This window comes from Vibrio sp. MM46 (genome assembly GCF_027587135.1).
Lineage (GTDB): Bacteria > Pseudomonadota > Gammaproteobacteria > Enterobacterales > Vibrionaceae > Vibrio > Vibrio harveyi.
Map to the genome: position 1 here is coordinate 1 of NZ_JAPPTO010000041.1, position 25,028 is coordinate 25,028.

Below are 25,028 nucleotides of genomic sequence, written 5' to 3' on the forward strand. Positions count from 1 at the left end.
TGTAATTAACAAAATAGTATTAACCATATAAAACATCGCAAAAAAGATAATTAAAAAATCTTGTATCAACTGACATTGCGTGTAATTATATCTACTTTTCTTTCTAGCTTAGAGTCAATACAGTTTGACATTTCCAATCGTTCTAACATTTCTTTTTCAAATGTCTCGTCAGCTCCTTCAATCCATTTCAAAAACTTTTTTTGGGGATAGCCATATTGAGTTGCGTACCAAAACTCAATACTTAGGCAAAATCCATCTTTGATGATTAAATTATATACTCGACTAAACTCCCCTTTATACTTTAAACTTCCTTCTAAATACTTTGAAAACGTGTGCTTTCCTATTTTTACATTTTTACATTTTATTGGTGGATAACCGCGGTAAAAGCCATCGATAAGGTATTGTCTTTTTTCTGATATCATTTCTTCAGATTCTGGGGATTCTCCCCATTGACGATTGGCTCTTTTTATAAATTTTTTCATTAACTCCGTATGATATCCACGTTTAGAATCCGAACTTGGATTTGGGTCGTGATAAAAATCAAAATACTCTTTTTCTAAATAATCTGATAGTTGTTCTGTTGTTTTCACACAACTATCTATTGATTTTATTCCTAACCTAACAAAAAGATCACCTTGTTTATTTACAGGTGCTATAGGGTTAAAAATAACTCTACTAAAAGAAAAATTAACATAAGCCAGCTTAATTATACTATCATGATCTTCCTTAACTGAATTAATATCAAAGTTCTTTAATTCAATTTTATCTTCGTATACAGCGCCTTCAAATATATTATCTGGACATTCAAATAAAATAACGAAGTCGTCAATTTTAAAAATATTATGAAGTAAGCTAGAAAAATCTGGTTTTCCACGAAAACCTTCTTTATACACTTTGAAAAAATCCACACATTATCCCTTGTTCTTTAATAAATACGTATCTACATCTTTAACACGTTTCAAAGCTCTTTTCGTCCCAGACATCATTAGCTGTTGCCTATAAGACACAAGACCAAAGTATGGTAATGTATGGGGGCTCTCGGTCACCTCTCCATTTATTACCAATCCAATGAACTTACAACATCTTACGAGACTGCTAGGAGATAACGGTGTTTGCCTCGCAGCAATATTAGGAACGAGGTCAAATGGATTAGTTCTGGTTTTCCCCGAATTGAATTTCATTCCAATCCTGTTTGCATTAGCCTCGATCTTTTCTGTATTGACCCCTCCAGCATGAACCGCAACTTCTTGATTGGTCAGCTTTAAAGTTGGATACTTTCTCTTTGCCCATATAAGCGCAGTGTTGAAAATGATGGCCCCTTGACTGTGAACCGTCCATTTAACTTTTTTCCTCTGCTCAGCGCATTGCTTCATTACAGTAGCTAAGTGCTGGGCATTATGTGAGGTAAGTTTGAATTTATCAAAACCACATTCAATAATATCAAAGTGCCACCCATCCGAGGGATTATGGAATAACGTATACTCCCTTGGTCGGTCTTCATTATATGCGACTTGAGTATGTAGACCCATTAAGGTTGCAGCTTTTTGATAGTCATTCAGCATCCCATTTACTGAGGCGTGTAAAGTATTTACTTGATGAGTCTGATCAGCTGAATTGTGATCCCACTCCGATAAGAGAGCCATCGCACCATCATTATCTTGTTTTCCATTATATTCTCCATCCTTGCCTTGCATTTTTTTCACAAGATACATTTGAGTCCTTTGTTGAGAATTAATCGATTTTGCACCTCCATGTAACCTCTCGTCAAATGCTATGTCATGGATAACAACCATACCATCCTTAAGGATACAGGTTATCAAGTAATGGTAGTTTTTAAACGGGTAAGTAGAGCGAAAGATTCTTACTAATGGATTACGTTTATGCCTTACTACAGACTTGGCGCTTGGGTTTGCCGACACAAAATACATCTCTTTGACTACCTGTTTTTGGTCATACTCGTTTAGAGAAGCAAGCATCAATAGAGCTTGCCTAGAAATATTTATCTTTTTTGCGCTAAAAAGAGAAGTAGGAATAGTGATTTTGCGACTGAGAAACTGATCCAGTTCAACCGCAGATCTATTATTTACAGTGATGTAGTCAAATGCATCTTTTCTTCCAATAAATTCCCAAGTCATTTCGCCGTCCTTCAAATTGTATTAACTCAGAATGGTAATTGAAAACAGATTCAGTTCGAGATGGTTATGAAGAGGAAATACTGATTTTTCGATTGACTAGAGAATTATATCTTATTGAGAAACATATCGTTTTCATTGATGTTAGCTTACTCATAATGCGAGTCGTACTGCTCCTCTCGTTGCTCGAAGTCACCTTCATCACAAATTAATCAATTGATTAAATAGCGATGAATTTTTCGTATGTCGTATAACCAATCGCCGTCTTATAATTAATCAAATGTTTAATATTTTGAGAGGCGACGGTGACAAAAGCTCAAAGAAAGGCAGGAAGACCCACAGACCAAATTGATGCTCGTGAAAAGTTAATATTCCACGCACGCGAGCTCTTCACCATCATGGCCTACGACAAAGTATCCACTCGTTTGGTCGCACAAAAGGCTGGAGTGAATGTCGCGATGATTCGTTACTACTTTGGAAATAAAGAAGGGCTATTTGAAACGATGCTGCGCGAGACACTGTCACCCATGCAGAAGCAATTGCAAGCTCTCGTATCAGACAGCAGTGAGCAAAATTTTCTCGACTTAATGCGTACCTATTACCGAGAAATGATCAAAGTGCCGCAGTTTCCTCGCTTAATAGCTCAAGTCATGCACATGCCTCCTTCCGAAACTCAACGAAAGTTACTTGAAAAAGTATTTGCCGACATCAGCCAACCAATGCAAGGGGTTATCTTCGATAAGTTGGTCGACAGTGGTGTTCTGCGAAAGGGAGCTGACCCGCAACTTTGTCGTGTCTCTTATATCAGCTTAATGGTTTTCCCTTTTATGGCACCACCAGCGCTGCTCGCCATACACGGTATTGAACTCTCAGAAGCATTCTTGAACCGGTTGTTCGAACACAACATACAACTGATGAAACATGGACTCTTAGACTCGGGCGACCAATATGAAAATGAATAAAAAATTGCTGTTCTTTCCTGCCCTTGCTGCCGGGATCGTCATTCTGCTCTTGGCAATTAACCTCAAACCAGATTTGCCAGTAAAACCTGCGGGGGATCGCGCAAGGTTAGTCGAAACTATTCCTCTTGAACTGAAAGCCATTGCACCTATCGCTATTGGGTTCGGAAAAATTACACCCAAAATTGAGTGGAAGGCTATCGCCGAAGTCACTGGAAAAGTAGTTTATCGCCACCCACAATTGGAAAAAGGGCAAGTACTACAAGCAGGAACGGAGATCTTAAGGATCGATCCACTCGATTACGAATTAAAACTGGTTCAAGCTCAAGCCGACCTTAAGTCTGCACACACCTCTCTGGCTAAGCTAAACCAAGAAGAAGCGAACTTAAAAAGCACACTCAAAATTGAAGCGAATCGTTTAGTGATCGCCAACAAAGAACTTGCTCGTAAGCAAAACCTACGCAAGAAAGGCTTAACATCGCAATCTGATGTGGATCAACAAGAGCAAAGTGCGCTTTCTCAGCGTAAGTTGGTGCTTGATATTGAAAATCAGATAGGTTTGATGCCAGATGAGAAGCGTGTCGCTGAGGCGTTAGTTAAGGTCAACGCCTCGAAAGTGGATGAGGCGAAACGTTCACTTGATAAAACCATCATCACGCTCCCATATGATCTGCGCATTGCTCAGGTGGATATCGAACAAAATCAAGTAGTGAACCTTCAACAAACTATGGTCACAGGGCATGGCATTGATGTGATGGAAGTTGAAGCTCAGCTGTCGATACATGATATGCAAACCCTTGCTTCAAGCATCGGTGAGTTTGTACGTGATGAGTCTGGTATCCCACAACCTGATATGAATGCTATCCACTCCATTATTGAGCTTAATAGCGGCAACCTATCTGCGTCTTGGTCTGCTAAAGTCGCGCGTATCAGTGAGACGGTGGATCCAAGCCAAGCCACCGCTGGGGTGATATTGGAGATTGAGCAAGATTATCGAGCATTGAAACCAACGTCTGTACCACCTCTCGTGAACGGTATGTTTGTACGTGCGTTGATTGAAGGACAACAGAATCCAAGCTGGGTTATTCCTGAACGCGCGCTCCATGGAGACAAGATCTACCTGATGGGTGAAGATAACCGCCTTCAAATCGTGACTGTTGAGGTACTCTATCGACGCGACAACCAAGTCGTTGTCGAAGGTGCCTTGGAACAAGGTCAAAAGTTGATCATTAATGACCTGTTGCCTGCTATCAACGGCATGTTGTTGAAGGAAGCATCAGAGCAGAGCCAAACGGTGACTGAGGGGTCCGACTCATGATCCGATTCTTTGCAAAACACCCAACCGCAGCCAATTTGTTGATGTTGACGTTGCTTATCTTGGGTATTTCTTCCCTCTCTGGCATCAAGCGAGAAACCTTTCCGGAGTTCGATCCCCCTTATATTCTTGCTGGCGTGGTTTATCCAGGAGCATCCCCTCAAGAAGTGGAAGAGAGTATCTGTGTTCGTATGGAAGACGCCGTAGATGGACTCGCTAATATTGAAGAAACTCAGTGTGAAGCTATTGAAGGGTCAGCTCGTCTCATCTTAAAGTTAAATGAGGACGCCGATATCGGTCGCATGCTCGTTGACGTTCAAACTCAAATTAACTCGATCAATGACTTCCCACAAGAAATTGAGTCGCCCGTAGTTCAAGAACTGGATTGGAACGAGCCTGTCGTTGATGTGGCAATCACTGCAGATACGACTTGGCCGGAATTAAAAGGGTATGCCGAACAACTTAAACGCACACTAAAACTCGATTACGGCGTGTCTTTGGTCGATGTGGCAGGCTTCTCGGATCATCAATACAGGGTAGAGCTTGATACACAAGCGATTCGACAATTAGGTCTGAGTGTGGGTGATATTGCGGAGCAAATTGGTCGTCAAAACGTTAAGTTACCAAGTGGTAATGTTGAAACACCAGACAAAAATTTCCTGATTCGTTTTGACGAACGCCGCGTTACGCCAGAAGAACTAGAAACTATTGTTGTTGGTTCAGGTCCGAATGGCTCAATCATTCGCTTAAAAGACATCGCTACGATTACAGATCGTTTCGAATTAGATGAGCAGAAAGTACTCTTCGATGGTCACCCTTCTGCCCTTCTAAAGATCAGTAAAAACAAAGAAGACGATGCTCTCAGAATCAAAGAACGTGTCGCTCAATTTGTGGAAGAACAGCAAGCCAACGCGCCAGACGGAGTCATGCTACAAATGACCAATGATCTCTCGTCGGTGCTTTGGGATCGTCTTACTATGATGGTCAAAAATGGCTGGCAAGGTATCATTTTGGTCTTCGCTACGATGTGGTTGTTTTTTAGCTTTCGCTATTCATTTTGGGTTGCCGCCGGTTTACCTGTTGCATTTTTAGGTGGCTTGTTTTTGATGGCACAGCTTGGACTATCCATCAACATTATGTCCTTAGTCGGCTTGCTAATGGCGATCGGTATCATGATGGATGACGCAATCGTTATAGCAGAGTCCATTGCCGCTCACCTTGACCGAGGCGAAGAGATCGATGACGCCGTTATCAAAGGCGTTAAGAAAGTTTTACCGGGTGTAATTTCTTCCTTCTTAACCACCGTTTGCATCTTTGGTAGCCTGCTGTTTCTACAAGGTGAAATGGGTGCAGTGCTAAAGGCGGTTCCGCAAGTACTTATCTTGGTATTAAGCTTGAGCTTAGTGGAAGCATTTTTGATTCTACCCAACCACTTATCTCATTCACTGCATAAACAAAAACAGGAAAAGACCACACCAAAGTTCAAACAAAAGCTACTGGCATCTTTTGAGAACTTCCGTAATACCACGCTGGTCAATGCCGTAGATAAAGTGGTTGAGTATCGCTACGCTTTCATGGGCAGTGTCATTACTTTGCTGCTGATTTCTGCCGCAACGTTAATTGGCGGTTTGCTTAAGTTCCAGCCCTTTCCTGAGCTAGACGGTGATATTGCCGAAGCTCGTATCATTCTTCCTCCTGGGTCTTCACTATCCCAAACAGAGACCGTGGTAGATAAGATCGTCGCATCAGCGCAAAAGCTCGATAAAGAATGGACTGAAAAAGTTGAAGGCGGTAATCCGCTCGTACTACACATAACCAGTCAATTCAACACGAATGCCGATGCCAACGAATCAGGTCCCCATATCGCAACAGTTAGATTGGACTTGTTAGGGGCAGAAAGCCGCAACACTCTCATTGATGACTTTATCTCAGCATGGCGTGAAGATATTGGAGAACTCGCAGACCCCATCTCTCTGGTATTCAAACAGCCCACGATGGGACCGGGTGGGCGAGCGATAGAAATTCGTGCAAAACATGATGATCTTGATGCATTGAAAGCAGCTTCGATTGATATTCAACAGTATCTTAATCAATTTGACGGTGTTCATGGCGTGCTAGATGACATGCGCATGGGTAAAGAGGAAGTTCTGGTTAAATTGCGTCCCGGCGCAGAAGCTTATGGCATCAATGGTCAGCTTGTTGCAAACCAACTGCGTGCGGCATTTTTTGGTCAAACCGCTGACGAAATCCAAGTCGGCGTTGAGAATATTTCGATAGAAGTTCGACTAGATAAAACGCAAGCAGGCGACTTACAACAGTTGGCGAACTTTCCGATTATCTTGCCAGACGGTAGCCAAATTCCGCTCGCGACCATTGCAACATTGAATTTCCAGCGCAACTACGTACGCATCCAACGTATTGATGGATTGCGCACGGTGAGCGTATTTGGTGATACCGACAACACCAAGGCAAACTCAACCGCTATCATTCGCCAATTCCAACAAGATGAAGCGCCAAAATTGATGCAGAAGTACTCTGGGTTACGTTTCGACTTTGAAGGTGAAGCTAAAGACACCGCCGAGACCGGAGCCTCTATGAGCAAAGGCTTCTTGCTTGGGTTATTTGGCGTGTTTGCCATCCTAAGTTACCAATTCCGAAGTTACTTGGAACCGTTTGTAGTCATGCTCGCGATCCCACTTGCTTTTATCGGGGTAGTATGGGGGCATATTGTGCTTGGGCATTCCTTAAGTATGCCGAGCATGATGGGCTTTGTCTCATTGGCTGGTATCGTAGTAAACGACTCAATCCTGCTAGTACAGTACATACGCCATCATGTAGATGAAGGTGACAATGTTCATGATTCTGTCGTTAAAGCGAGTAGAGAACGTTTCCGTGCCGTATTCCTAACCTCGATGACAACCGCTGCAGGTTTGCTACCGTTGCTAACGGAAACCAGTTTGCAAGCCCAAGTTATCCAACCTCTGGTTATCTCTATCGTGTTTGGTATTTTCGCCTCGACGTTGTTGGTACTGTTTATGATTCCTGCCGCTTATGCCATTTTGGCTGACTTCGGTCTAGTTCATAAGCACGAAGAGATCTAAAACAATCCGATAAGTTTCCTTATCAAAACAAACAAGAGCGGCTTAGGTCGCTCTTTTTGTTTTCAGTGAAAAACGTTAAAAGCCACACAAACACGTAACAATTAAAAGGTTATTATGAGGCATTAAGTGCAAATATGAACAATTGAGAATGCGATATGTTGACTTTTATATAACTAATTCAAATGACAGGTACCGCGTTTATGATAAGTTTTATTATCAAAAACGACATTTAGCACAGTAAAAACACACACAGACAACACATTCACAATTTGAACTAACGATAATGAAATCATTGATTGAAGAATTAACATTTTAACAATGATTACAACAATGTTAACTTTAGCCCCGTTGGTCGCACTGGTGGTAAGCCTCTCACCAAGCCTATTGTCAGTATGATATGGACGTTCGACCATCTCCAAAATGAATAGACACCCAAATTGGTGCCCTTTTTTCGCCCGCGAAGGTATTCTTCGCGGGCTTTTTTCTTTCTAACTATTTCAACTCACTACTGTTGCCTATCATGTCGCCAGATATATCGTTCGTTTTCACTAACTCGTAAACACAAAAAAAGCCAACCTAGTTAAATAGATTGGCAAACAGAGCAACAAGATTGACGCCGATAATTCATCACGTCGCCCTTGTATCGGATGTACTTTGGTTAATCGCGCTTCCTTGTGACTAACACGGAATCTTTAACGTCAGAGCTTAAGATTTGGTTGCCTCTATCTTCTGGCACTTGATCTTTACCAACTGCGCTTGTTGTTCTTTGATGTGTTTAACAATGCGCTCATCACGTTCATCAATGGCGTCCATGTTCATTTGTTGGATGTCCGCAACTGCCTCATGCTTCATTGTTGTAAATTCTTGACGTAGATCTGCACTCCACTCATCTTTGTCTAGAGTGTTAGCAGCAGCGATTGGTGATGACATTACAGCAATAAGACCTAGAGTAGATAGAAATACGCTTTGCATAATAAGCTCCTTAGGGATTAGCAGTTCATTGGGTTGCATCCTATACATTGCACATAGAATGCCAACTTTTTAAACCTTTAATATCAATAACTTAAAATAAACATCATTTTTCTACCATCTGCTCGGTGGCGAATTTCACACACACAGTGTTAAATTAACCAGGCAAATTTATGAATATTTAACCATTCACTCAATTTATAGTATAGGAAGTTCATTTCAGTTCGCTTAAGGAACAAAAAAAGCAGCCCGAAGACTGCTTTGTAATTTCGTTCTAGGTGAAACTAGCTTTGCATACTTTCTCTACCAGTTGTATTCGCTGACGGCTTCTTGAACTTACTCATCACACGCCCGAAAAAGCGTTTGATTGCCCGGAAAATGTTTTTAATGTCTTCAAGCATCAGGTACAAACAAGGCACCAAAATCAAGGTAAGTACAGTAGCAAACAGCACTGCAAAACCAAGGGCTACTGCCATAGGGATAACGAATCGAGCCTGCAAGCTGGTTTCAAACATGATGGGTAAAACACCAGCAAACGTCGTGATCGATGTCAGCGTGATCGCTCGGAAACGTGCACACCCAGCCTCAACGACTGCTTGCTTGATGCTCATACCTTTTTCACGCACCTGGTTGACGTAATCTGTCATCACCAAGGAATCATTGATAACCACACCCGCTGCTGCGATCAAACCAAACGTCGACATCATGCTGATGTCCATATCCAGCCAGAAGTGTCCCCAAATCGCACCTGTTAAGCTAAACGGAATCACCGACATGACGATCAACGGTTGGGTATAGCTCTTCAACGGCACAGCCAGCAAGATGTATACGATGATCATGCCTGCAATGAAGAACATGATTTGCTCGTTACGCTGCGCAGCTTGCTCTTCAATATCACCGCCCAATTCCGTTTTCACACTCGGGAAAGCTTGCTTCATGTCCGGTAAGATGTTGTCGTCAATTACCTTCACAACTTCTTGAGGTTCAACCAACTCTTCATCAATAGAACCATAAACGTAAACGGTTTGGTAACCACCTTCTCGTCGAATGCTACTCACACCCGGTTGTTCGTTGATCTTAACCACATCACCCAGCATGACCTTTTTCCCTGCTGGCGTCGTGATCACTGCATAGCGTAAAGAAGAAAACGCTTCACGAGTCAATTGCGGGTAACGCACCATGACTTTGATTTCTTCACCATCACGAATGATGCGTTGCGCTTCACCACCATAGAAACTGCCACCAACTTGTTCTGCAATCATCGTCAGATCCAAACCAAGGTCGTAAGCAACTGGAGCAAGTGATAGTAGAACTTCTTTGCTACCGGAATCGATAGACGAAGATACGTCATACAAACCTTCTTCTTGCTGCAGTCGACCAATCAAGTAACGACCAGCTTCATTCAGCTCGTTAATATCCGAACCAAACAATAAGTAACCAAACTCATCACGATCACCACCGCCTGCACTTTGCTCACGGATCTTAAAGCTCTTCATTCCCGGAATCACAGGCATAGCTTCACGCCAACGACGCGCAAGCTCAAAGGTATTAAATGGACGTAATTCTTCATCGACAAGTGGCACAAGAATGCGACCTTCAGTACGACTGCGGTTGTAAGACAGCACGTCACGAGTCATACCTTGACCGTATTCATCGATGATCTGATCTTCGATTTCTTGCATCACACCTTCAATGGTTTTTAGCGCATTAATGGTTTGCTCACTCGATACCGTGTCATTCATTTCAATCGTAATCGCAGGATAATCCGTTGGTACCTTTGGATTCGGAATCACACGCACATAGTTAGAACTCACCAAGGCTGCACTAATAAGAAGCAAGCCACAGAAGAAGGCAAATACAGTCCAGCGCCAATGCGTACACGCTTTAACAAAACTACGGTAAGGACCATTCACAAAACCAAAGAAACGCTTGTTAAAGCTATCACGCCATCCATCTGGTTTGATTGGTTTGAAGTTCGTATGCGCCAAGTGAGCCGGAAGAATCAACTTAGATTCAATCAAACTAAAGGTAAGGCACAGGATCACAACACCAGCAATGCCATAAAAGAAAGCACTATCAATACCACTAGAAAGCAGGAAAGGTGCAAATACCGCAATCGTAGTCAACACACCAAAGGTAGCTGGGGTAGCAACACGTTTAACGCCAGTGACAACATTTTCGACACCACCGCCCTTCTCTTCGATTTCACTATAAGCACTTTCCCCAGTCACGATAGCGTCATCGACAACGATACCGAGTACCATAATAAAGGCAAATAAAGAAACGATATTTACAGTGATACCAAGCATGGGCATCATCATCACTGCGCCTAGGAAACACACTGGCAGCCCTAACATTACCCACATCGCCAAGCGGAAACGCAAGAACACGCTCAGCATGATCGCTACAAGCGCCGCACCTTGAAGCAAGTTTTTCAGCATCATATCGAGACGACCATTGAGGTAATAGGTCATATCAACCAGTACTTTTAACTGAATATCGCTAGGTAACGTTTTGTTCTTTGCTTCAATATAGTTACGAACAGACTCTGCAACAGGAATGATGTTTTGGTCGCGCGTGGCTTGAACCGCCATGTAAATTGCGTTTTGACCTGAATATTCAAAGTAACGATCTTCTTCTGTGAAGCCATCTTTGATGGTTGCAATGTCTTGCAGTAACACCTTGGCGCCATTTGCGCCGAGTTTAACGGGGATATTTCGAAATTCATCGCCATGGTAGTACTGGTTCTCAATACGAACCGCGATCATACCTGCGTTGGTTTTCACCTCACCTGCGGAGAAGTTAGCAGAATAGCGACGAATCGCATTACTCACGTCATTCAGTGTTAGATCATACTTACGCAAAACAAGTGGGTCGACTTCAATCGCAATCTCTTCCTCTGGCGCACTGAGATCCACCAACATAACGTTTTGTAGTTGCAGAAGCTCATCTTCGACTTGTTTAGCAATAGGTTTGAGTTCTTCAAGAGGTCGGTCCCCGACTAACCCCATCTCAATCACTTCTTGTCGCCACTCCACTTGATAAACGTTAATCGGCTCCATGCCCGCAGGCAAATTGGATAAGGTGTCCACTCTTTGCTTTACATCGTCCAACACACGTTTGATGTCCGCGTTCACATCCACTTCAATCGACACATGCGCACTGCCTCGGGATGCGCGTGCGACCGTCTTTTTGATGCCGGTGACGTCTTTAATCGACTCTTCCACTTTCACCAAAATACTCTCTTCAATTTCTTGTGGAGAAGCACCTGGATAAGCAGCACGAATATTGATGTAGTTGACCTCAACATTCGGGAACATTTGGCGTTGAATGAATAAGAAACTCACGATGCCCATTACGATGATGAACACCATCATTAAGTTTGCAGCGACAGAGTTATTGGCAAAATAGGCAATAATGCCTTTTTGTTGATTCTCTTCCATGATTGACTCCTACTTACTGTACGACGGTTTCGGAGTCGTCATTCTTTTTTGCGACTTGGACTGCCATGCCTTTTTGCGGGTACTCAGGCAAAGTCAGAACAAGCATGTCTGATTGCTCTAAGCCTTCCCCAACAAGCAAAAACTCACCTTCTGCACGAAGCACGTTTACTGTTCTTGGTTGCAGTTCATTTTCACCATTCACTACCCAAACCGTTCGGTTTTTCACTAACTCTTGTGGTAAGCGATAAATGTGCTTTAGTTCTTTACCTGTGAAACTCACTTCGACATACGAGCCAAACTTAATCGGCGGCTGCTTGTTATCTAAGCCATAAGGATCTTTCACCTGAATGACCATGTTGATCATACGTGTCGCGCTGTCGATCATTCCTAAATCTCGAACGACCTTACCTTCTCTCGTTGTTGAAAGAATACCTTGTTGGGTCACCGTTGCTCGCAGTTCTTTTAAGGAGTCAGGGAGGAACGCACTGTCAAAGCCTGCGATCGGAACATGGATCTCTGCCACTTCAATGTTATTTAACGTAGCCACGCGAGAACCAGAAGAAACAAATTGACCGACACCGATGTCGCGTTCAACAACGAGAGCATCGTAAGGTGCTACCACTTTGCAGTTTTCTAGGTCACGCTTTGCTCGTTTCAGGGCTGCTTGCGCTGACTTCACTTGCGCTTGAGCACTTAACACCTGTGGTTTGCGTAAATAGAGGTCTGTAATTTGTTTATCGCTTAACTTCTTCGCTTGACGTTTCGCTACCTCAGCTTTTGCTTGCTCTTCAATTAGAGCTGCACGAGCGCTTGCTAAACCGGCTTCAGCTTGGAGTACTGCCGCTTCGTAATTATCACTTTCAATCGTGAATAGCACTTCACCACGTTTAACGATGCCACCAGTGACAAAGTTTGGATGCCAACTCACGACCTCACCGCTGACTTGTGCAGCGAGGTGGGTTTTCTCAAAAGGGACCATCTCACCATGACTGGTGATTACGACTTTATGATCGGTTGGAAAAAGTGAAGAAGTTTGTACTGTAGGTTCAGTAACGGTGTCTTTGGTTGACTCTTTTTCTGGTGCGGTCGCAGCGATAGCGGCATAGCCCGCATAAGCCCCCCCCATCACGACGAAGGGTAAAAGCCAACGTAATACTGGTTTTGCTAACATCAAAAATCCTTTTTTATTTTTGTATTCTCCTATTCATCCCCATCAGGCATTCGCCTTAAGACCACGTTAAAAATCCGAGATTTTGTAACTGGACCTTACACTCCCCGCGGACAAACAGTGAGATATTTGCATCTGAAATAGACAACTTTATAAAAGAGCCGTGCTTCCGCTGTTTTTGTGACTATCGATCACAAAAGAACTATCCATGGCAAGTTAATAAAATTAACAAAAACTTAACCACTTTCGCAAGTTACGGCCTCTCACACTCACCGTTTATACGCAATAGGTGTGCCAATCGTTTACTTTTTAAATATCAATAAGTTAAATTAATCTAGCTATTTTTTGTAGTTCAGTGTTGGTAATTACCACCAGATATTAGTGATATTAACCATTTACCAACAAAACATAAGTTAAAAACATGATATTGTCCGCCTGAATAATATTCCATTTTCATGCATTAAATGTGGTTTCGCGCTCTTTGCCTTGAATGTGAAAACTGCGACTTAACCTAACCCGCTCGCATTACCAGTTACCAACGCTTGATATATAATCAAAAGGTTATGATAAACAAGGAAGTGTGCATTGCGACGTTCTCTCTCAAAAGCCCTCTTGGGCTCTATGCTCTTACTGGTCTCAGCGTGTTCATCCATTCAACCCAGAGATCCAAGTGAGAAATCCACCAGCTTTCAATTTGGCTATCAAAATGATTCTGCTTTGGCTGTTTTTTTTGAAAGCTACGACAAAGATCCAGACTCTGATACCGGTTTTTATCCACTAAACCAAGGCAATGACGCACTTCTTGCTCGAATAGCTCTGATTGAATCCGCCGAGAAAAGTTTGGATTTGCAGTACTACATTTACCGTAGCGACGAAACTAGCCAACTGATGACATGGCGATTGTATGAAGCCGCTCAACGCGGTGTACGTGTTCGCCTATTGCTGGATGACATGCAAAAACGCAATGATGAAGGTATGGCGCAACTGAATGCTCACCCTAACATCGAAATTCGTTTGTTCAATCCTCATCAATACCGAGACGCGCGCGTATTTGCTCTTGCGAGTGACTTTGACCGCCTTAATCGTCGTATGCACAACAAGTCACTAATATCAGATAGTGTCTCCGCGATTGTTGGTGGCAGAAACATTGGCAATGAATACTTCTCTTTTGAATCTAATGTCGAATTCGGCGATTTCGATGTCATGCTTTATGGCGAGGCTGTGACACAAACCGCGGATCAATTCGACCTTTACTGGAACAGCTTGTATGCGATCCCAATGGAATGGATTGTGCCTGAATCAGAAAGAGTTGCCGACGATGCCATTAAAACTCAAGTTAAGAACTTGAAATTAGAAGAAAAGTTCTCTACTGGTCCTTATAATTTTAAAGAACTCGATCTTTACGAAGAACTGCAACAGGGCAAGTTGAATTTATACTGGGGACAAGGTGAAGTTTGGTTCGACTTGCCCGATAAGATTGCAACTCAAGAAAGCCAACTTGTTGCCAACCTCAGTGAACTGTTAGCAAACGTAGATAACTCTTTTGTACTAATATCCCCGTACTTTGTGCCAACAAAATCTGGGACAAAAGCACTGACGGACGCGGCAAAGCGAGGTATCGACATCACAATAGTCACAAACAGCTTGGCATCGAACGATGTGTTTGCCGTTCATGGTTGGTATGCGAAATACCGAGAAGACTTGGTTAAAGCTGGGATCAAGCTTTGGGAAGTGAAAGCCAGCGCAAAAATCAAAAGTAAATGGAGTCTCACGGGCAGTAGCAGAGCAAGTTTGCATGCCAAAGCCATGATGATCGATAGTAAAACTCTGTTTGTTGGTTCCATGAATTGGGATCCACGTTCCGCTGAACTCAATACCGAAATGGCAGTCGTCATCGAACAACCTGAATACGTGCAAAAATCCTTAGCGCAGTTGCCCAAACAGCTCAGAGAAAATGCCTATAAAATCGTAATCAAAGATGGCGACATAGCGTGGGTTGATATGGAGACTGGTGAAGAATTCGATTCGGAGCCAGAAGCCAGTGTATGGAGAAAAATGGGCGCTTGGTTCTCTGGCATACTTCCAATTGAAGATCAGCTATAACCCTCGTTATGCGCCTGCTAAATACCAGAAACCAGAGAGAATAGCCCACCGCTCAGAACATAAGGGAGTCGTGTTCTATTGAAACGTAATACGACAAAAATAGAATAGTGAAAAAGGAATCACGATGTCAGTAAAATGGAACGAATATTATCAAAAGGTCGCGCAGCAGCCGCACCGTCCCAACGTCGAGCGTGCAGCGAATTTACTTACTCTCGATAATAAAACCGCTATAGATGCGGGATGTGGAACTGGAAGAGACTCTCAGTATCTTCTTAGTCGAGGCTACACCGTTCATGCTTTCGATGCGCATCAAGACGCTGTCGAAACCTGCTTAACTCGCTTTGAAGGCAACCCTCACTATCCCATATCCCATTCTTGTTTTAGTGATTTTACGTATCCTGCTTGCAGTTTATTTATCGCCAGCGCCAGTTTGTTCTTTTGTCCTAGCGAACACTTCGCCAAGGTCTGGCAAAAAATCAACAAAGCATTAGGGTCTGTTGACCTTTCGAGCTGATTTTTGCAGCGAATTGTTGGGGATTTATACAAGGCAGAGACTTTGCTGTGTAGCTAGCCTACATGAGAAGGCGATAACGCAGTAGAAATGACCAACAAACGCTGCCCGGAGGGTTCGGCTAAAATCGTTTTATGCTTTGTTAAGGAGTATTTACTTAGAATGACTAGGCAGCACACTCCTTGCCTCGCCTAAAACGATTTTATCTCGAACAAAATTTAACCGCGAAAGGGTCAACAGCCCCTAGTACCTAACGGCGTATTTTGTGGCGACTTGTTAGGAATCAACGATTCTTGGGTTGAGGCAGATACTCACCCCAACATCTGTGCTTTCACCAAAGAGCAAGTGGAAACTTTGTTTGGAGGTTATGAAATACTTCATTTTCACGAACGAGATGAAGATGGCACAACAGCTGTTGGACACACAAAGCATTGGCACACGTTCAGCGTCACCGCCATTAAACGTTAATTAAAAGGTAAGCTATGTACCATTTCCAAGGCGTGACACTGCGACGCGCGACCCCTGAAGAAGCAAAGAATCTATATCAGTTAATTACTGAAGATGAACGATGGGCTAAATTTAATGGTCCTTACTTTCCATATCAAACTCCGACACTGGAAGGCTTTCGTAACAACACCTTACAACGCCTAATAAAAGGTGAAGACATGTTATTGATTGAGTTCGAGGGTAAACCTGTTGGCTCTGTCAGTTGGTATTGGGAATGCGAGAGCACGCGTTGGTTAGAAGCTGGGATCGTCATTTACGATTCTAACTACTGGAACAAAGGGTTAGGTTTTAGCGCATTGGTGCCTTGGATAAGCCATATCTTTGACACACAAGAAATAGAGCGAGTCGGATTAACCACATGGTCAGGTAACCCGAGGATGATGCGCTGTGCGGAGAAACTCGGCATGCAGCAAGAAGCACGAATTCGTAAAGTGCGTTATTACCAAGGCGAATACTACGACTCGGTCAAATATGGCGTATTGAAAGAAGAGTGGCAAACACTGATCCAAGGCTTGTTCAGCCCAGATCAATTCGCATAGACCACTTACACAATACCGGAGTAAAAAGAGCAAACGCCCTACAAAGTGAGATAGCCCGCCACAAGACGAAAAGCTAATGACTCGTCAGAACACATTATAAAACAAGTGTTTTTCATGAGTTCTTTGCTAAACATAGTCGCTATTTGCTATGGTTTCAGAGATCCATCCACTCTCGACGCAAAAGGACGTTCTATGCGCTTAATCATCGGCATATTCTTCGCTGCTCTACTCTCTTTCCCATCTCTAGCATCAGAAGAAAAGTATTCAGAATCCGACCTTTTAGATCGCCCTTTGATGGAACGTTATATCCTCGACGAATTAAAGTCTCTACGTCAGGAACAACAGGATTTAGAACGACGGATGGTCGTCGAGATCACCGACCGCGAGCTTACCGTAGCCGATAAATCATTGAACTACGCTAACGTCACTGTCACCTACTTCTTCTATATCATCGCAGGTGTTGCATCGCTAATTGCCTTTGTCGGTTGGCAGTCACTACGTGAATTTAAACACAACACCAAAGAAATGGCAGACAAGCGACTAGAAAAAATCGCTCAGGAATACGAGAAAAAGTTCCTAGCATTAGAACGCGACTTAAAACGCAAAACTCGCATCATCAGCGAGAACAACAAAGAAATCGAGAAAATCAACGAAATCCATAACTTATGGCTTCGTGCACAAAGCTCACAAACTCCAGAGCAACGTATCGATATCTACGATGAGATTCTGCTGATTCGCCCGGGCGATTTGGAAGCACTGACTTACAAAGCAGATGCCGCAATGGAGATCAAAGAATACCACTGGGCACTGAGCTTATGTAATCGCGTTTTGGAAGTAGATGACACTAACGGACCGGCGCTTTATCAACGTGCATGTGCGTACTCTCGACTCGGCATTGAAGAACAAGCGATTGAAGATTTGGAGCGTGCAATAGATGCCAGTCCATCAATTCGCGACTTGTTAGCTGAAGAGCAAGATCTGGAACTGCTTCATGGGCATGAACGCTTCGAGCAACTTCTCACAAGTAACACTACAGAGTCTAAGCATGAGTAGCCACTTCAATCTCGAAGACGCCAGCCAAGTTCTCGTTGGTGCTTTTGCTTTAGCCGTGCCAATTTCATTTTCGGAAGAGGCATGGCGACTAGGAGAAAGCCTGCCTTTTATTAACTTACTGATGTTGTTTAGCCTTTCAGTACTCTTTTTAGGTTTTTTCGCCTATCAAAGTGTATTTCAAAGCAACATCAATACTCGTATTACGGTATTTATTTTTCGTGTCGTGATTGCTTATTTTATTGCCGCTGTAGTTGTTGCTCTGGTTCTATTTTGCATCAACAAATTGCCAATGTTTACCGACCCAATTATCGCTCTTAAACGCGTAATAGTCATAACCATGCCAGCTTCAATGGGCGCTATCGTCGTCGATAGTTTTGATAAAGAATAGAACCACATTCTCGTCACTAGGGGCTAGTTGCCCCTAATCATCCAACGTTAAGTTCGACCCCGAATGATCTTTCCCTAATACGTCTTCTGGGTTTCTTAACGCACACGTTTCAAGCGACAAACAGCCACATCCAATGCACCCGCCTAAGTCATTTTGCAATGCTTTTAGCTTTTGAATTTTTAGATCCAATTGTGCATGCCAATGACTTGCCATGGTTTCCCACTGTTGCTTGTTTGGCGCTTGATGCTTGGGCAACTCTTCTAATGCCTGTTTGATTTCTTCGAGGGATAGTCCAACTTGTTGAGCAGCTTTAATTACCGCAATACGACGAAGTACACTGCGGTGATACCGCCTTTGATTGCCTTGGTTTCGCCAGCTTGATATGAGTCCTTTCTGCTCATAAAAGTGCAGTGCTGAAACCTTTACTCCAGAACGTTTTGCTACCTCACCAACACTGATTTCCATGCTTTTCCTCTTGCTCTTACAAATGCCAACCTCAAGCTTAATTGAGGTTTTAAGTTACATTACGCTAACAAATTAAGCCATTAAAGACGATGAAAAATAAAATCCTGTCCTCATTGGCTATGCAGTATTTAGAGGGCATTCTTCACGACTATTTACGATAAGAACATTCTAGCAACAGATGCCAAAACGGTTACGGTAGGGATGATGCGACGCTTGGGTTAGAAAATGAATGGCAAAAACAGGTTGATTGCCATTCATTAGCTTTAGTGGGATCTTTCTCTGTGTGAGCGCGGATTACTGCCGAGCAAGGATCATACGCGCATTAAGCGGCTGAATTGGACGGTTGTTGTGTCCCATTGCTTTAGCAAGCTCTTTCACCTGCTCAGGTGAGATCGTTTTCGTGTCTTTGATCACCAACCAACGAACCCCTTCAGAGCAAGGCGGAGTCGTTAGAGAACCATTAAAACGGTAGTAGTCTTTATCACTTGGGATAAGCGCGTCCGCATCAAACGGGACTTCAATAGCAACATCATGATCTTTATTAGGGATGTTTTGCAGTAACTTAGCTAGATCTGGATTCTCATTACCCAGTTTGAAGAACACTGCAACAACGGCTAGGTGACCCGCCTTATCAGCATGCACAAAGTGCGCTTCTAGAGGGTATTCCTTTCCATCTACATGGTTTTCTGATGGCGTGTGGAAGTGAAATTGTTTTAATACGAACTCTTTGCCATCAATCGTCAGTGTATTTTTCCCTTCTAAACTCGTCTGTAAGGTATGACCGTTGTTTAGCAGTGAAATCGCTTTACCTTGATAATCAAATTGAAGCTTATCTAGTTTGGCCTCAGTAGACGATTGAATATTAATTGGGCTTTGGTTTTGTCCTTTAGCACATTCGGAAGCAAACTCCCCCCAATGAGCAGGTCCATGCTCCCCCTCGTAGCCCCAATTCGCCGCATTCGCGGAGCTCACAAATACCAAAGCAAGACCAAGTGCTGTTAGTGACTTTTTCATGTTTTCTCCTTGTTTTCTTCCATTCGAGTGTTGTGAAAGCACACTCATACTAATCGTTGTGGAAACATACATAACAGACTGAAAACAATGATTGCGAGCTAACTTTGGAACCCATCACTCTAGTCGCGAAATTGAGATATTACTTAGGATTCAAAAGTGAGAAAACATCTCACAAACGAAAAGACCGAGCACGAGGCTCGGTCTTTATTTTTGAATCACTTATTGAGCGTATCAAAGATACTCAGATATTAGTATTACTATAAAATAGAGAACACTAATTTAGAAGAGAGCGAATCCCGTCATAGTACCATTCCTGTACTACCTAGTCGTGCTCAGCTCTGGATCTTCTGTTTGTAAGTTCTCGGCTAACCCCATTTCTCCTGCTGCAAAGAGTACGCTCCCTAATGCGGATAGGGTTTCATTGCCCTCACGGTCTGGAAACTCACCTGCTTTAGCAACCGTTTCTGGCTCGATAGTGTTTTTACACACAACACTCAAACAGCCCTCATCTTCTGGTTCTACATTGGGAACACCCAACACATCATCAGCCAACACACTCACTGGGAAAGTGCTAGATAGGAGTGCTGCCAACATCAAATGTTTCATTCCATACACCATACATTCACATCAAAGATAAAAACTGAGACAATGATAATGTGAGAATGTTCAAAGGGAAAGTACGTACGACTAAATCAATGGACTGTACATACCTGTCTCAAACTTATAAATGCAACAGATGTTTATGGTTTAATATCCATTCCAACTTTGAAACAAGATTAATTTTTTTCATCGTAAACCTTTCGAGAGTGCTTTACTTCTTCTTGGTGCTCATCAGCCCAACAAACCAGTTCGTACAAAGGCTTAACCAACTCCCGCCCCAACTTCGTTAGTTCATATTCTACTCGTACAGGCACCTCAGGATGAACAGTTCTATTCACATAACCTTCTCGTTCAAGATCACGAAGAGTTTGGGTCAACATTCGCTGAGAGATTCCTTCTATTCTTGATTTCAGAGCATTAAATCGTTCTGAGCCATCTACAAGAGCAAAGAGGATCAAAAGCGACCATTTATCGCCAATCTGCGCTACAACATTACGTACAGGGCAATCTTCATTATTGTGAAAAACACGCCTTTCTGAGTTAACTTTCTTTGCCATTTGTCGCTCCCTTCTCAATCTATTGGTTACCAAAAAGTGCCTAACTAAGTATTTGGTGCCTTCTTGTTATGTAGGTTACTATTAATTACTATGGTTATCAATGTATACCTAAATAGCAAGACGACCATTGGAGTTACCTATGTTTAAATCACTTACCTCACTTATTCTTCTATTTGCAAGCACAGTGGTACACGCGCAATCTAAAGACACGTTGATCATTGATCTGCCATCGCTCCAGAAAACGAATTGGTCAGAACAAGAGGTTGAGAATGCAGAATTGATTACTGATTTCGTTCAAAACCTCATGAATAATCACAATTTTAGCTACATCCTGGAGCACTATAACGACAGCTCTTATGTACAGCACAATCGAAATCTACCTGATAAAGTGACAGGCTTAGTTAACTTCTTGGAAGAGTTTGTCGAAGACTACCCAGACTATGCCTATGATGTTAAACATATCTACGTAGACGGCGATTACGTGATCTTCCATTCACATGCCACATTAGATAGAGAGGACAGAGGAAATGATCAAAAAGGGATGAACATCATCGACACATGGCGCATCGAAGATGGCAGAATTGTCGAGCACTGGGATTCGATTCAAGCACTTGATTTCTCGATGAGGGTTTATTCCCTAATCAGCGGTGGGGATATCGCTAACTCGAATGGTGTTTTTTGACAAATTGATGTTAAGAGATAGATATCATTTTGCTCTAAATTGCCTTTCAACGATTGATTATTTTTGTAACGGAGGAATTCTTAGTCTCACCATCCCAACAGAATGAAAGTAATATGTGCGGCGATAAAAAACTAGAGACACAGCCGTAGTTTTATGATGTTACAGAAACAAAAACGCCTCAAGGTTCACTTGAGGCGTTTTTGTCAAGTTGAGATAAAAAAGTCAGACCATCTCAATCAAATGCTCACATCAACTCCGGTCCATTTGTTCTGAATGGCTCTGACTTTAAATCCAAATCCACTTTACAGGTGATGACGTGACTTCTAGTTCACCCCAATCGCCCGACAGAAAATACTGATCATTCGATAATTGAAAAACATCAATATTGCCATAATCCTCTTCACCGGAAACATCTTTAAATGGAGTTTCGTTTCTACTTATCCATTTAACGCGCTTTAAGCCTTGAAAAACAATCTTACCTTTCTTATAACAATATTGCTCATCACTCTCAGGTGTCGTATACAATGGGTGATTCTCTGTTAAGACAGCTTCAACAATAAAAGAAATTTCATTGGAAGATTCATAAATACCCAATACAAAGCTATCTTCAAAATAAATACCAGCAAAGCCTTCCCAGTGATAATAATTACTCATAACACAGCCCCCAATAAATCAAAGTCAATTGGTGTGTGATTTTCAGGGCTCTTACGCGTTACTTGATTACCAGCAGGATTTACCCTTTGACCACTAGAAGTTTTAAGCTCAACATGAGGACCAGCACTACCAGGTGCATGTTGACTTCCACCTTTAATCGTTACCCGAGCACTCCATTTTCATCAACCATTCTCAAAGGACCGTTTGCTGTTTTGGTGGATTTAAAACCTACCGATTCCGCTTTTGCTTTTATGGCGCTGGTCGTGGTTGAACCATCAGTTTTTATCATGCTTCCAACTTGCTGCCCACGCCCCCCTTTGTAACACATCCCTGAGATTTAGCCTTGCTTTTACTGCTCTTAGACTGCTTTTTAGCAGCGTCTTTCGCCTTTTTCTTCGCGATATCCCTTAATAGCTTTTTAAGGAGCGCTCGTGCCGCAGCAGTCGTCGCCGCTATTGCAGCTGCCACCGGATTTCTATCATCCGGGTCCACATACCCTAGCGGATCATCATTCACATAAGCATAGAGGTTGATCCCACCTTGTTCTTGTAGTGGGTCGCGGTTAAGTCAGGGGCGCTGGTAAGGCGAATAGAACCGATAGCCAAAATAAACTAACCCACTCGCAAAGTCACTGCGTTTCGTTGAGTAACCAAAGGGTTGCCCACTAAAACTGCCTCCTTCGACTTGTCCCAAACGTATTCTTGAACTACCTCCCCTTGAGCATTACGTTGTTGAAGCTAAACTAACCCATAACGAACAAATTGCTTCTCCTCGACCAGCGCTTTGTCTTTGTAAAACTGGTATTGAGCCAACATATGGTCATGCGCGTAAGCAAATTGCTCACGATATTGAACGTTATCATGCGTAAAGTTCAGTTTGGTTAATCGGTTTTCTGCATCGTACTCGACTTCAAAAGGCCAAGAGCCCCTTAATTGGATTTCCGTCTTTATCGTACGAAAATGCACTGGTACCCCCATTCCGCCCTAAAAGGATGTGTCCCAGAAAGAAAACAAAGGCACCTCAATTCGGTACCTGTCTTTTATTTAAAAGGTCAGAGAAATACGTTTGATTAAGGCTTTATTGTACTGCTTCCAGTTAGTTGTTTTGTAACGAGGTTTAAGCATGAGGCTACAACGATTGATGGGTATAGCCAATCAGATCGTAGCTTCTTGATTTAGTTCAATTGATTTAACCAACAGACCCCGTATTTTAAGAAATTCACTATTAACGTTAGTACAGCATTTTTAACCTAATCGTAAAAAACTCAATCCTTTCTCTTCAGCTAACTGACTAAAAAATAAAATATAATCATAATCTGAGGAATAGATATAATTAGTATTTTCCCACCCTTCAAAATAACTAACAGCCAAGGTTGGGAATACTAACTTATATAAAAATAGAGAGGGAATAGTTTCTCGTTTTTGCTTAGCAATTTTTGAAATAGAATCACTATCAGTAAAATACCTAAATGACACCCTGCGTTTTTTACCCCGACCCACTACTTTAAATGTATAACATTCATAATTAGTTGCCATATAAAATGCAAACTCATCTAATTTTCTTGAATAACTCTCTTTGACTGAGTTAGGTGAGTTAACATATCTAAAATATTCCTCTTCATTCAGCCAATGATCAAATACAGAAATAGCGCCAATTTTCGTTTCTATACCATCATTATCATCATATAAATCTAGTAAGTTAGGGAATATTCTGCATAATTCCTTTTGTGTTGCTTTTGAAACATTAAATACCCCTCTCCTTGTATAACTAGTTTTAATCTCTTTGCCTTTTACCATCTTCGTTGTATGTACCATCTCTCGTTTTCCCCCTTCCCAATCACGCTTTTTGTTCCACTTTTTCCAGTAACTCCCACCATGGCTGTTCCCTCTGGCGCGGTCACATTCGAAGATAGGTTCCTTGGAACCTTTAGGTCTATAGGCTTGGTTCGACCCTGGGATTTTCTCTCAGTTTTCTTTATCATTTGAGGGACCGCTTTCCGTTTCGCTTTCTTCAGCTTCTTCATTAAAGTTGCATAGATTGGTAAGTGCACATATTGCCACGCCAACAGTAACACCGGCTACTACACCAGCAACCGCCCCTGAGGGGCCTGCGACCATAGCTCCACCAGCGGCACCAGCTGCCACCGGATTTCTACCATCCAGGTCCACATACCCTAATGGATCACCATTCACACAAGCATAGAGATTGATCCCACCTTGTTCTTGTAGTGAGTCTAAGTGGTCAAATTCACTATGCCACGACACTGATCCCATTCTTCGAGATAACAAATTGTGAAAGTATCATATCTTTGTTACTTTCCTCCGCTCACAGTTCTTTAATTTCTTTATCACAGTATTTTTTTATTGCTTTAAAAGTTACAATCTATGTGGTGTTGCCAATTGAAATGCATAAAGTGACAACCCTGCTAAAAATATAGCCGGAATAGGCGAGTCTGATAACAACCAGGAGACAAAATCTTTTGGCAAAAGGCAATACCTGCCCAGTTAATACATCACCTATTTAACCTGATTCAAAGAGTAATCAAAGAAAATGTATGGCTTATTCCTGTCGAAGTTTAGAACCATCGGGGTTACATGCTTCTTCGTCGATCAACGTTGGATAATAATCTTTTTTATCTTCCATTCCATAAAATAGAGTTCCATGGATTCCCTGAACATCGCACTTTCTAACCCTCCGGTCCCACAAATTCTTTAAAGCCTGTCTAACAACTAAATTATCTAAATCAATATCTTCTATAAACGCGATGTTAGTTTTGCCAATAAACAATAATGAAAACTCATCGTCTGTTGCCGAAAAAATATCATATGTTGCGTTAATTGCGTCATCTATAATCTGTATATTCTTCAT

At 42.4% G+C, this 25,028-nt stretch carries 23 protein-coding genes and 1 pseudogene; 9 read left to right on the forward strand and 15 right to left on the reverse strand.

What is annotated here, in order from left to right; all coding sequences use genetic code 11:
- Positions 1-65: 65 nt before the first annotated feature.
- Positions 66-908 carry a hypothetical protein gene (locus tag OH459_RS26550; protein ID WP_053052204.1) on the reverse strand — a complete coding sequence of 281 codons (843 nt, stop codon included), beginning with the start codon at positions 906-908 and terminating at the stop codon, positions 66-68.
- Positions 909-911: 3 nt separating this feature from the next.
- Positions 912-2,135: a hypothetical protein gene (locus tag OH459_RS26555; RefSeq protein ID WP_053052205.1), complete on the reverse strand. Its 1,224-nt coding sequence runs from the start codon at positions 2,133-2,135 to the stop codon at positions 912-914.
- Positions 2,136-2,437: 302 nt separating this feature from the next.
- Here OH459_RS26555 and OH459_RS26560 point away from each other — a divergent pair, with 302 nt between their 5' ends.
- Genes OH459_RS26560 through OH459_RS26570 form a run of 3 tightly spaced genes read left to right on the forward strand, consistent with a single transcriptional unit; the run spans position 2,438 to position 7,507 of the window.
- The gene (locus OH459_RS26560; RefSeq protein ID WP_005449834.1) at positions 2,438-3,094 is read left to right on the forward strand and encodes a TetR/AcrR family transcriptional regulator; all 657 of its coding nucleotides are present in this window, start codon (positions 2,438-2,440) and stop codon (positions 3,092-3,094) included.
- Positions 3,081-4,409, forward strand: coding sequence for an efflux RND transporter periplasmic adaptor subunit (locus OH459_RS26565; protein ID WP_269989527.1), 1,329 nt, complete (start codon positions 3,081-3,083; stop codon positions 4,407-4,409). The genes OH459_RS26560 and OH459_RS26565 overlap by 14 nt, the downstream gene beginning before the upstream one ends.
- Positions 4,406-7,507 carry an efflux RND transporter permease subunit gene (locus OH459_RS26570; protein ID WP_269989528.1) on the forward strand — a complete coding sequence of 1,034 codons (3,102 nt, stop codon included), beginning with the start codon at positions 4,406-4,408 and terminating at the stop codon, positions 7,505-7,507. The genes OH459_RS26565 and OH459_RS26570 overlap by 4 nt, the downstream gene beginning before the upstream one ends.
- Before the next feature lie 705 nt (positions 7,508-8,212).
- On the opposite strand, the gene OH459_RS26575 is transcribed toward OH459_RS26570, so the two are convergent.
- The 3 genes from OH459_RS26575 to OH459_RS26585 all read right to left on the reverse strand — a co-directional run bounded on the left by OH459_RS26575 (position 8,213) and on the right by OH459_RS26585 (position 13,090).
- Positions 8,213-8,479, reverse strand: a complete 267-nt coding sequence (locus tag OH459_RS26575) for a hypothetical protein (RefSeq protein WP_009701831.1) — start codon at positions 8,477-8,479, stop codon at positions 8,213-8,215.
- Positions 8,480-8,760: 281 nt separating this feature from the next.
- A complete protein-coding gene (locus OH459_RS26580; RefSeq protein ID WP_269989529.1) occupies positions 8,761-11,919 on the reverse strand; it encodes an efflux RND transporter permease subunit in 3,159 nt (1,052 codons plus the stop codon).
- A 13-nt stretch (positions 11,920-11,932) separates the two neighbouring features.
- Positions 11,933-13,090, reverse strand: coding sequence for an efflux RND transporter periplasmic adaptor subunit (locus OH459_RS26585; RefSeq protein ID WP_009697217.1), 1,158 nt, complete (start codon positions 13,088-13,090; stop codon positions 11,933-11,935).
- A gap of 582 nt (positions 13,091-13,672) precedes the next feature.
- Here OH459_RS26585 and OH459_RS26590 point away from each other — a divergent pair.
- The 5 genes and pseudogenes from OH459_RS26590 (at position 13,673) to OH459_RS26615 (ending at position 18,188) form a co-directional block, all read left to right on the forward strand.
- Complete coding sequence (locus OH459_RS26590) at positions 13,673-15,190, forward strand: phospholipase D family protein (protein ID WP_059678376.1); 1,518 nt, start codon at positions 13,673-13,675, stop codon at positions 15,188-15,190.
- A 124-nt stretch (positions 15,191-15,314) separates the two neighbouring features.
- Positions 15,315-15,680 (forward strand): annotated as a pseudogene (locus OH459_RS26595) (class I SAM-dependent methyltransferase); the annotation flags it as partial.
- Between the two features lie 503 nt (positions 15,681-16,183).
- A complete protein-coding gene (locus tag OH459_RS26605; RefSeq protein WP_009697219.1) occupies positions 16,184-16,747 on the forward strand; it encodes a GNAT family N-acetyltransferase in 564 nt (187 codons plus the stop codon).
- Positions 16,748-16,939: 192 nt separating this feature from the next.
- Entirely contained in the window at positions 16,940-17,800 is an 861-nt protein-coding gene (locus OH459_RS26610) for a tetratricopeptide repeat protein (RefSeq protein WP_005448770.1), read from the forward strand.
- On the forward strand, positions 17,793-18,188 hold the full coding sequence (locus tag OH459_RS26615) for a DUF2391 family protein (protein ID WP_050924979.1): 396 nt from the start codon (positions 17,793-17,795) through the stop codon (positions 18,186-18,188). The genes OH459_RS26610 and OH459_RS26615 overlap by 8 nt, the downstream gene beginning before the upstream one ends.
- A gap of 33 nt (positions 18,189-18,221) precedes the next feature.
- On the opposite strand, the gene soxR is transcribed toward OH459_RS26615, so the two are convergent.
- The 4 genes from soxR to OH459_RS26635 form a co-directional block, all read right to left on the reverse strand.
- Positions 18,222-18,653 (reverse strand): redox-sensitive transcriptional activator SoxR, encoded by a 432-nt coding sequence (soxR, locus tag OH459_RS26620; RefSeq protein ID WP_005448768.1) that lies wholly within the window; start codon positions 18,651-18,653, stop codon positions 18,222-18,224.
- Between the two features lie 294 nt (positions 18,654-18,947).
- On the reverse strand, positions 18,948-19,667 hold the full coding sequence (locus OH459_RS26625; protein WP_269989534.1) for a carbonic anhydrase: 720 nt from the start codon (positions 19,665-19,667) through the stop codon (positions 18,948-18,950).
- A 318-nt stretch (positions 19,668-19,985) separates the two neighbouring features.
- Positions 19,986-20,273 (reverse strand): hypothetical protein, encoded by a 288-nt coding sequence (locus tag OH459_RS26630; RefSeq protein ID WP_114093003.1) that lies wholly within the window; start codon positions 20,271-20,273, stop codon positions 19,986-19,988.
- Between the two features lie 170 nt (positions 20,274-20,443).
- Complete coding sequence (locus OH459_RS26635) at positions 20,444-20,824, reverse strand: winged helix-turn-helix transcriptional regulator (protein WP_050907032.1); 381 nt, start codon at positions 20,822-20,824, stop codon at positions 20,444-20,446.
- Between the two features lie 139 nt (positions 20,825-20,963).
- Between OH459_RS26635 and OH459_RS26640 the strand changes: the two genes are divergently transcribed.
- A complete protein-coding gene (locus OH459_RS26640) occupies positions 20,964-21,506 on the forward strand; it encodes a nuclear transport factor 2 family protein (RefSeq protein ID WP_017819406.1) in 543 nt (180 codons plus the stop codon).
- Between the two features lie 285 nt (positions 21,507-21,791).
- Here OH459_RS26640 and OH459_RS26645 read toward each other — a convergent pair whose 3' ends face one another.
- The 6 genes from OH459_RS26645 to OH459_RS26670 all read right to left on the reverse strand — a co-directional run.
- Positions 21,792-22,160 (reverse strand): hypothetical protein, encoded by a 369-nt coding sequence (locus OH459_RS26645; RefSeq protein WP_029790786.1) that lies wholly within the window; start codon positions 22,158-22,160, stop codon positions 21,792-21,794.
- A gap of 160 nt (positions 22,161-22,320) precedes the next feature.
- Complete coding sequence (locus OH459_RS26650) at positions 22,321-22,449, reverse strand: hypothetical protein (RefSeq protein WP_269058007.1); 129 nt, start codon at positions 22,447-22,449, stop codon at positions 22,321-22,323.
- Positions 22,450-22,897: 448 nt separating this feature from the next.
- Positions 22,898-23,125: a hypothetical protein gene (locus OH459_RS26655; RefSeq protein WP_050926427.1), complete on the reverse strand. Its 228-nt coding sequence runs from the start codon at positions 23,123-23,125 to the stop codon at positions 22,898-22,900.
- Between the two features lie 279 nt (positions 23,126-23,404).
- Positions 23,405-23,974, reverse strand: a complete 570-nt coding sequence (locus OH459_RS26660) for a hypothetical protein (protein ID WP_155483505.1) — start codon at positions 23,972-23,974, stop codon at positions 23,405-23,407.
- 150 nt (positions 23,975-24,124) lie between these two features.
- Complete coding sequence (locus OH459_RS26665; RefSeq protein ID WP_239968133.1) at positions 24,125-24,424, reverse strand: hypothetical protein; 300 nt, start codon at positions 24,422-24,424, stop codon at positions 24,125-24,127.
- A gap of 295 nt (positions 24,425-24,719) precedes the next feature.
- The coding region (locus OH459_RS26670; protein WP_029790784.1) for a hypothetical protein at positions 24,720-25,028 on the reverse strand (309 nt) is incomplete at its 5' end.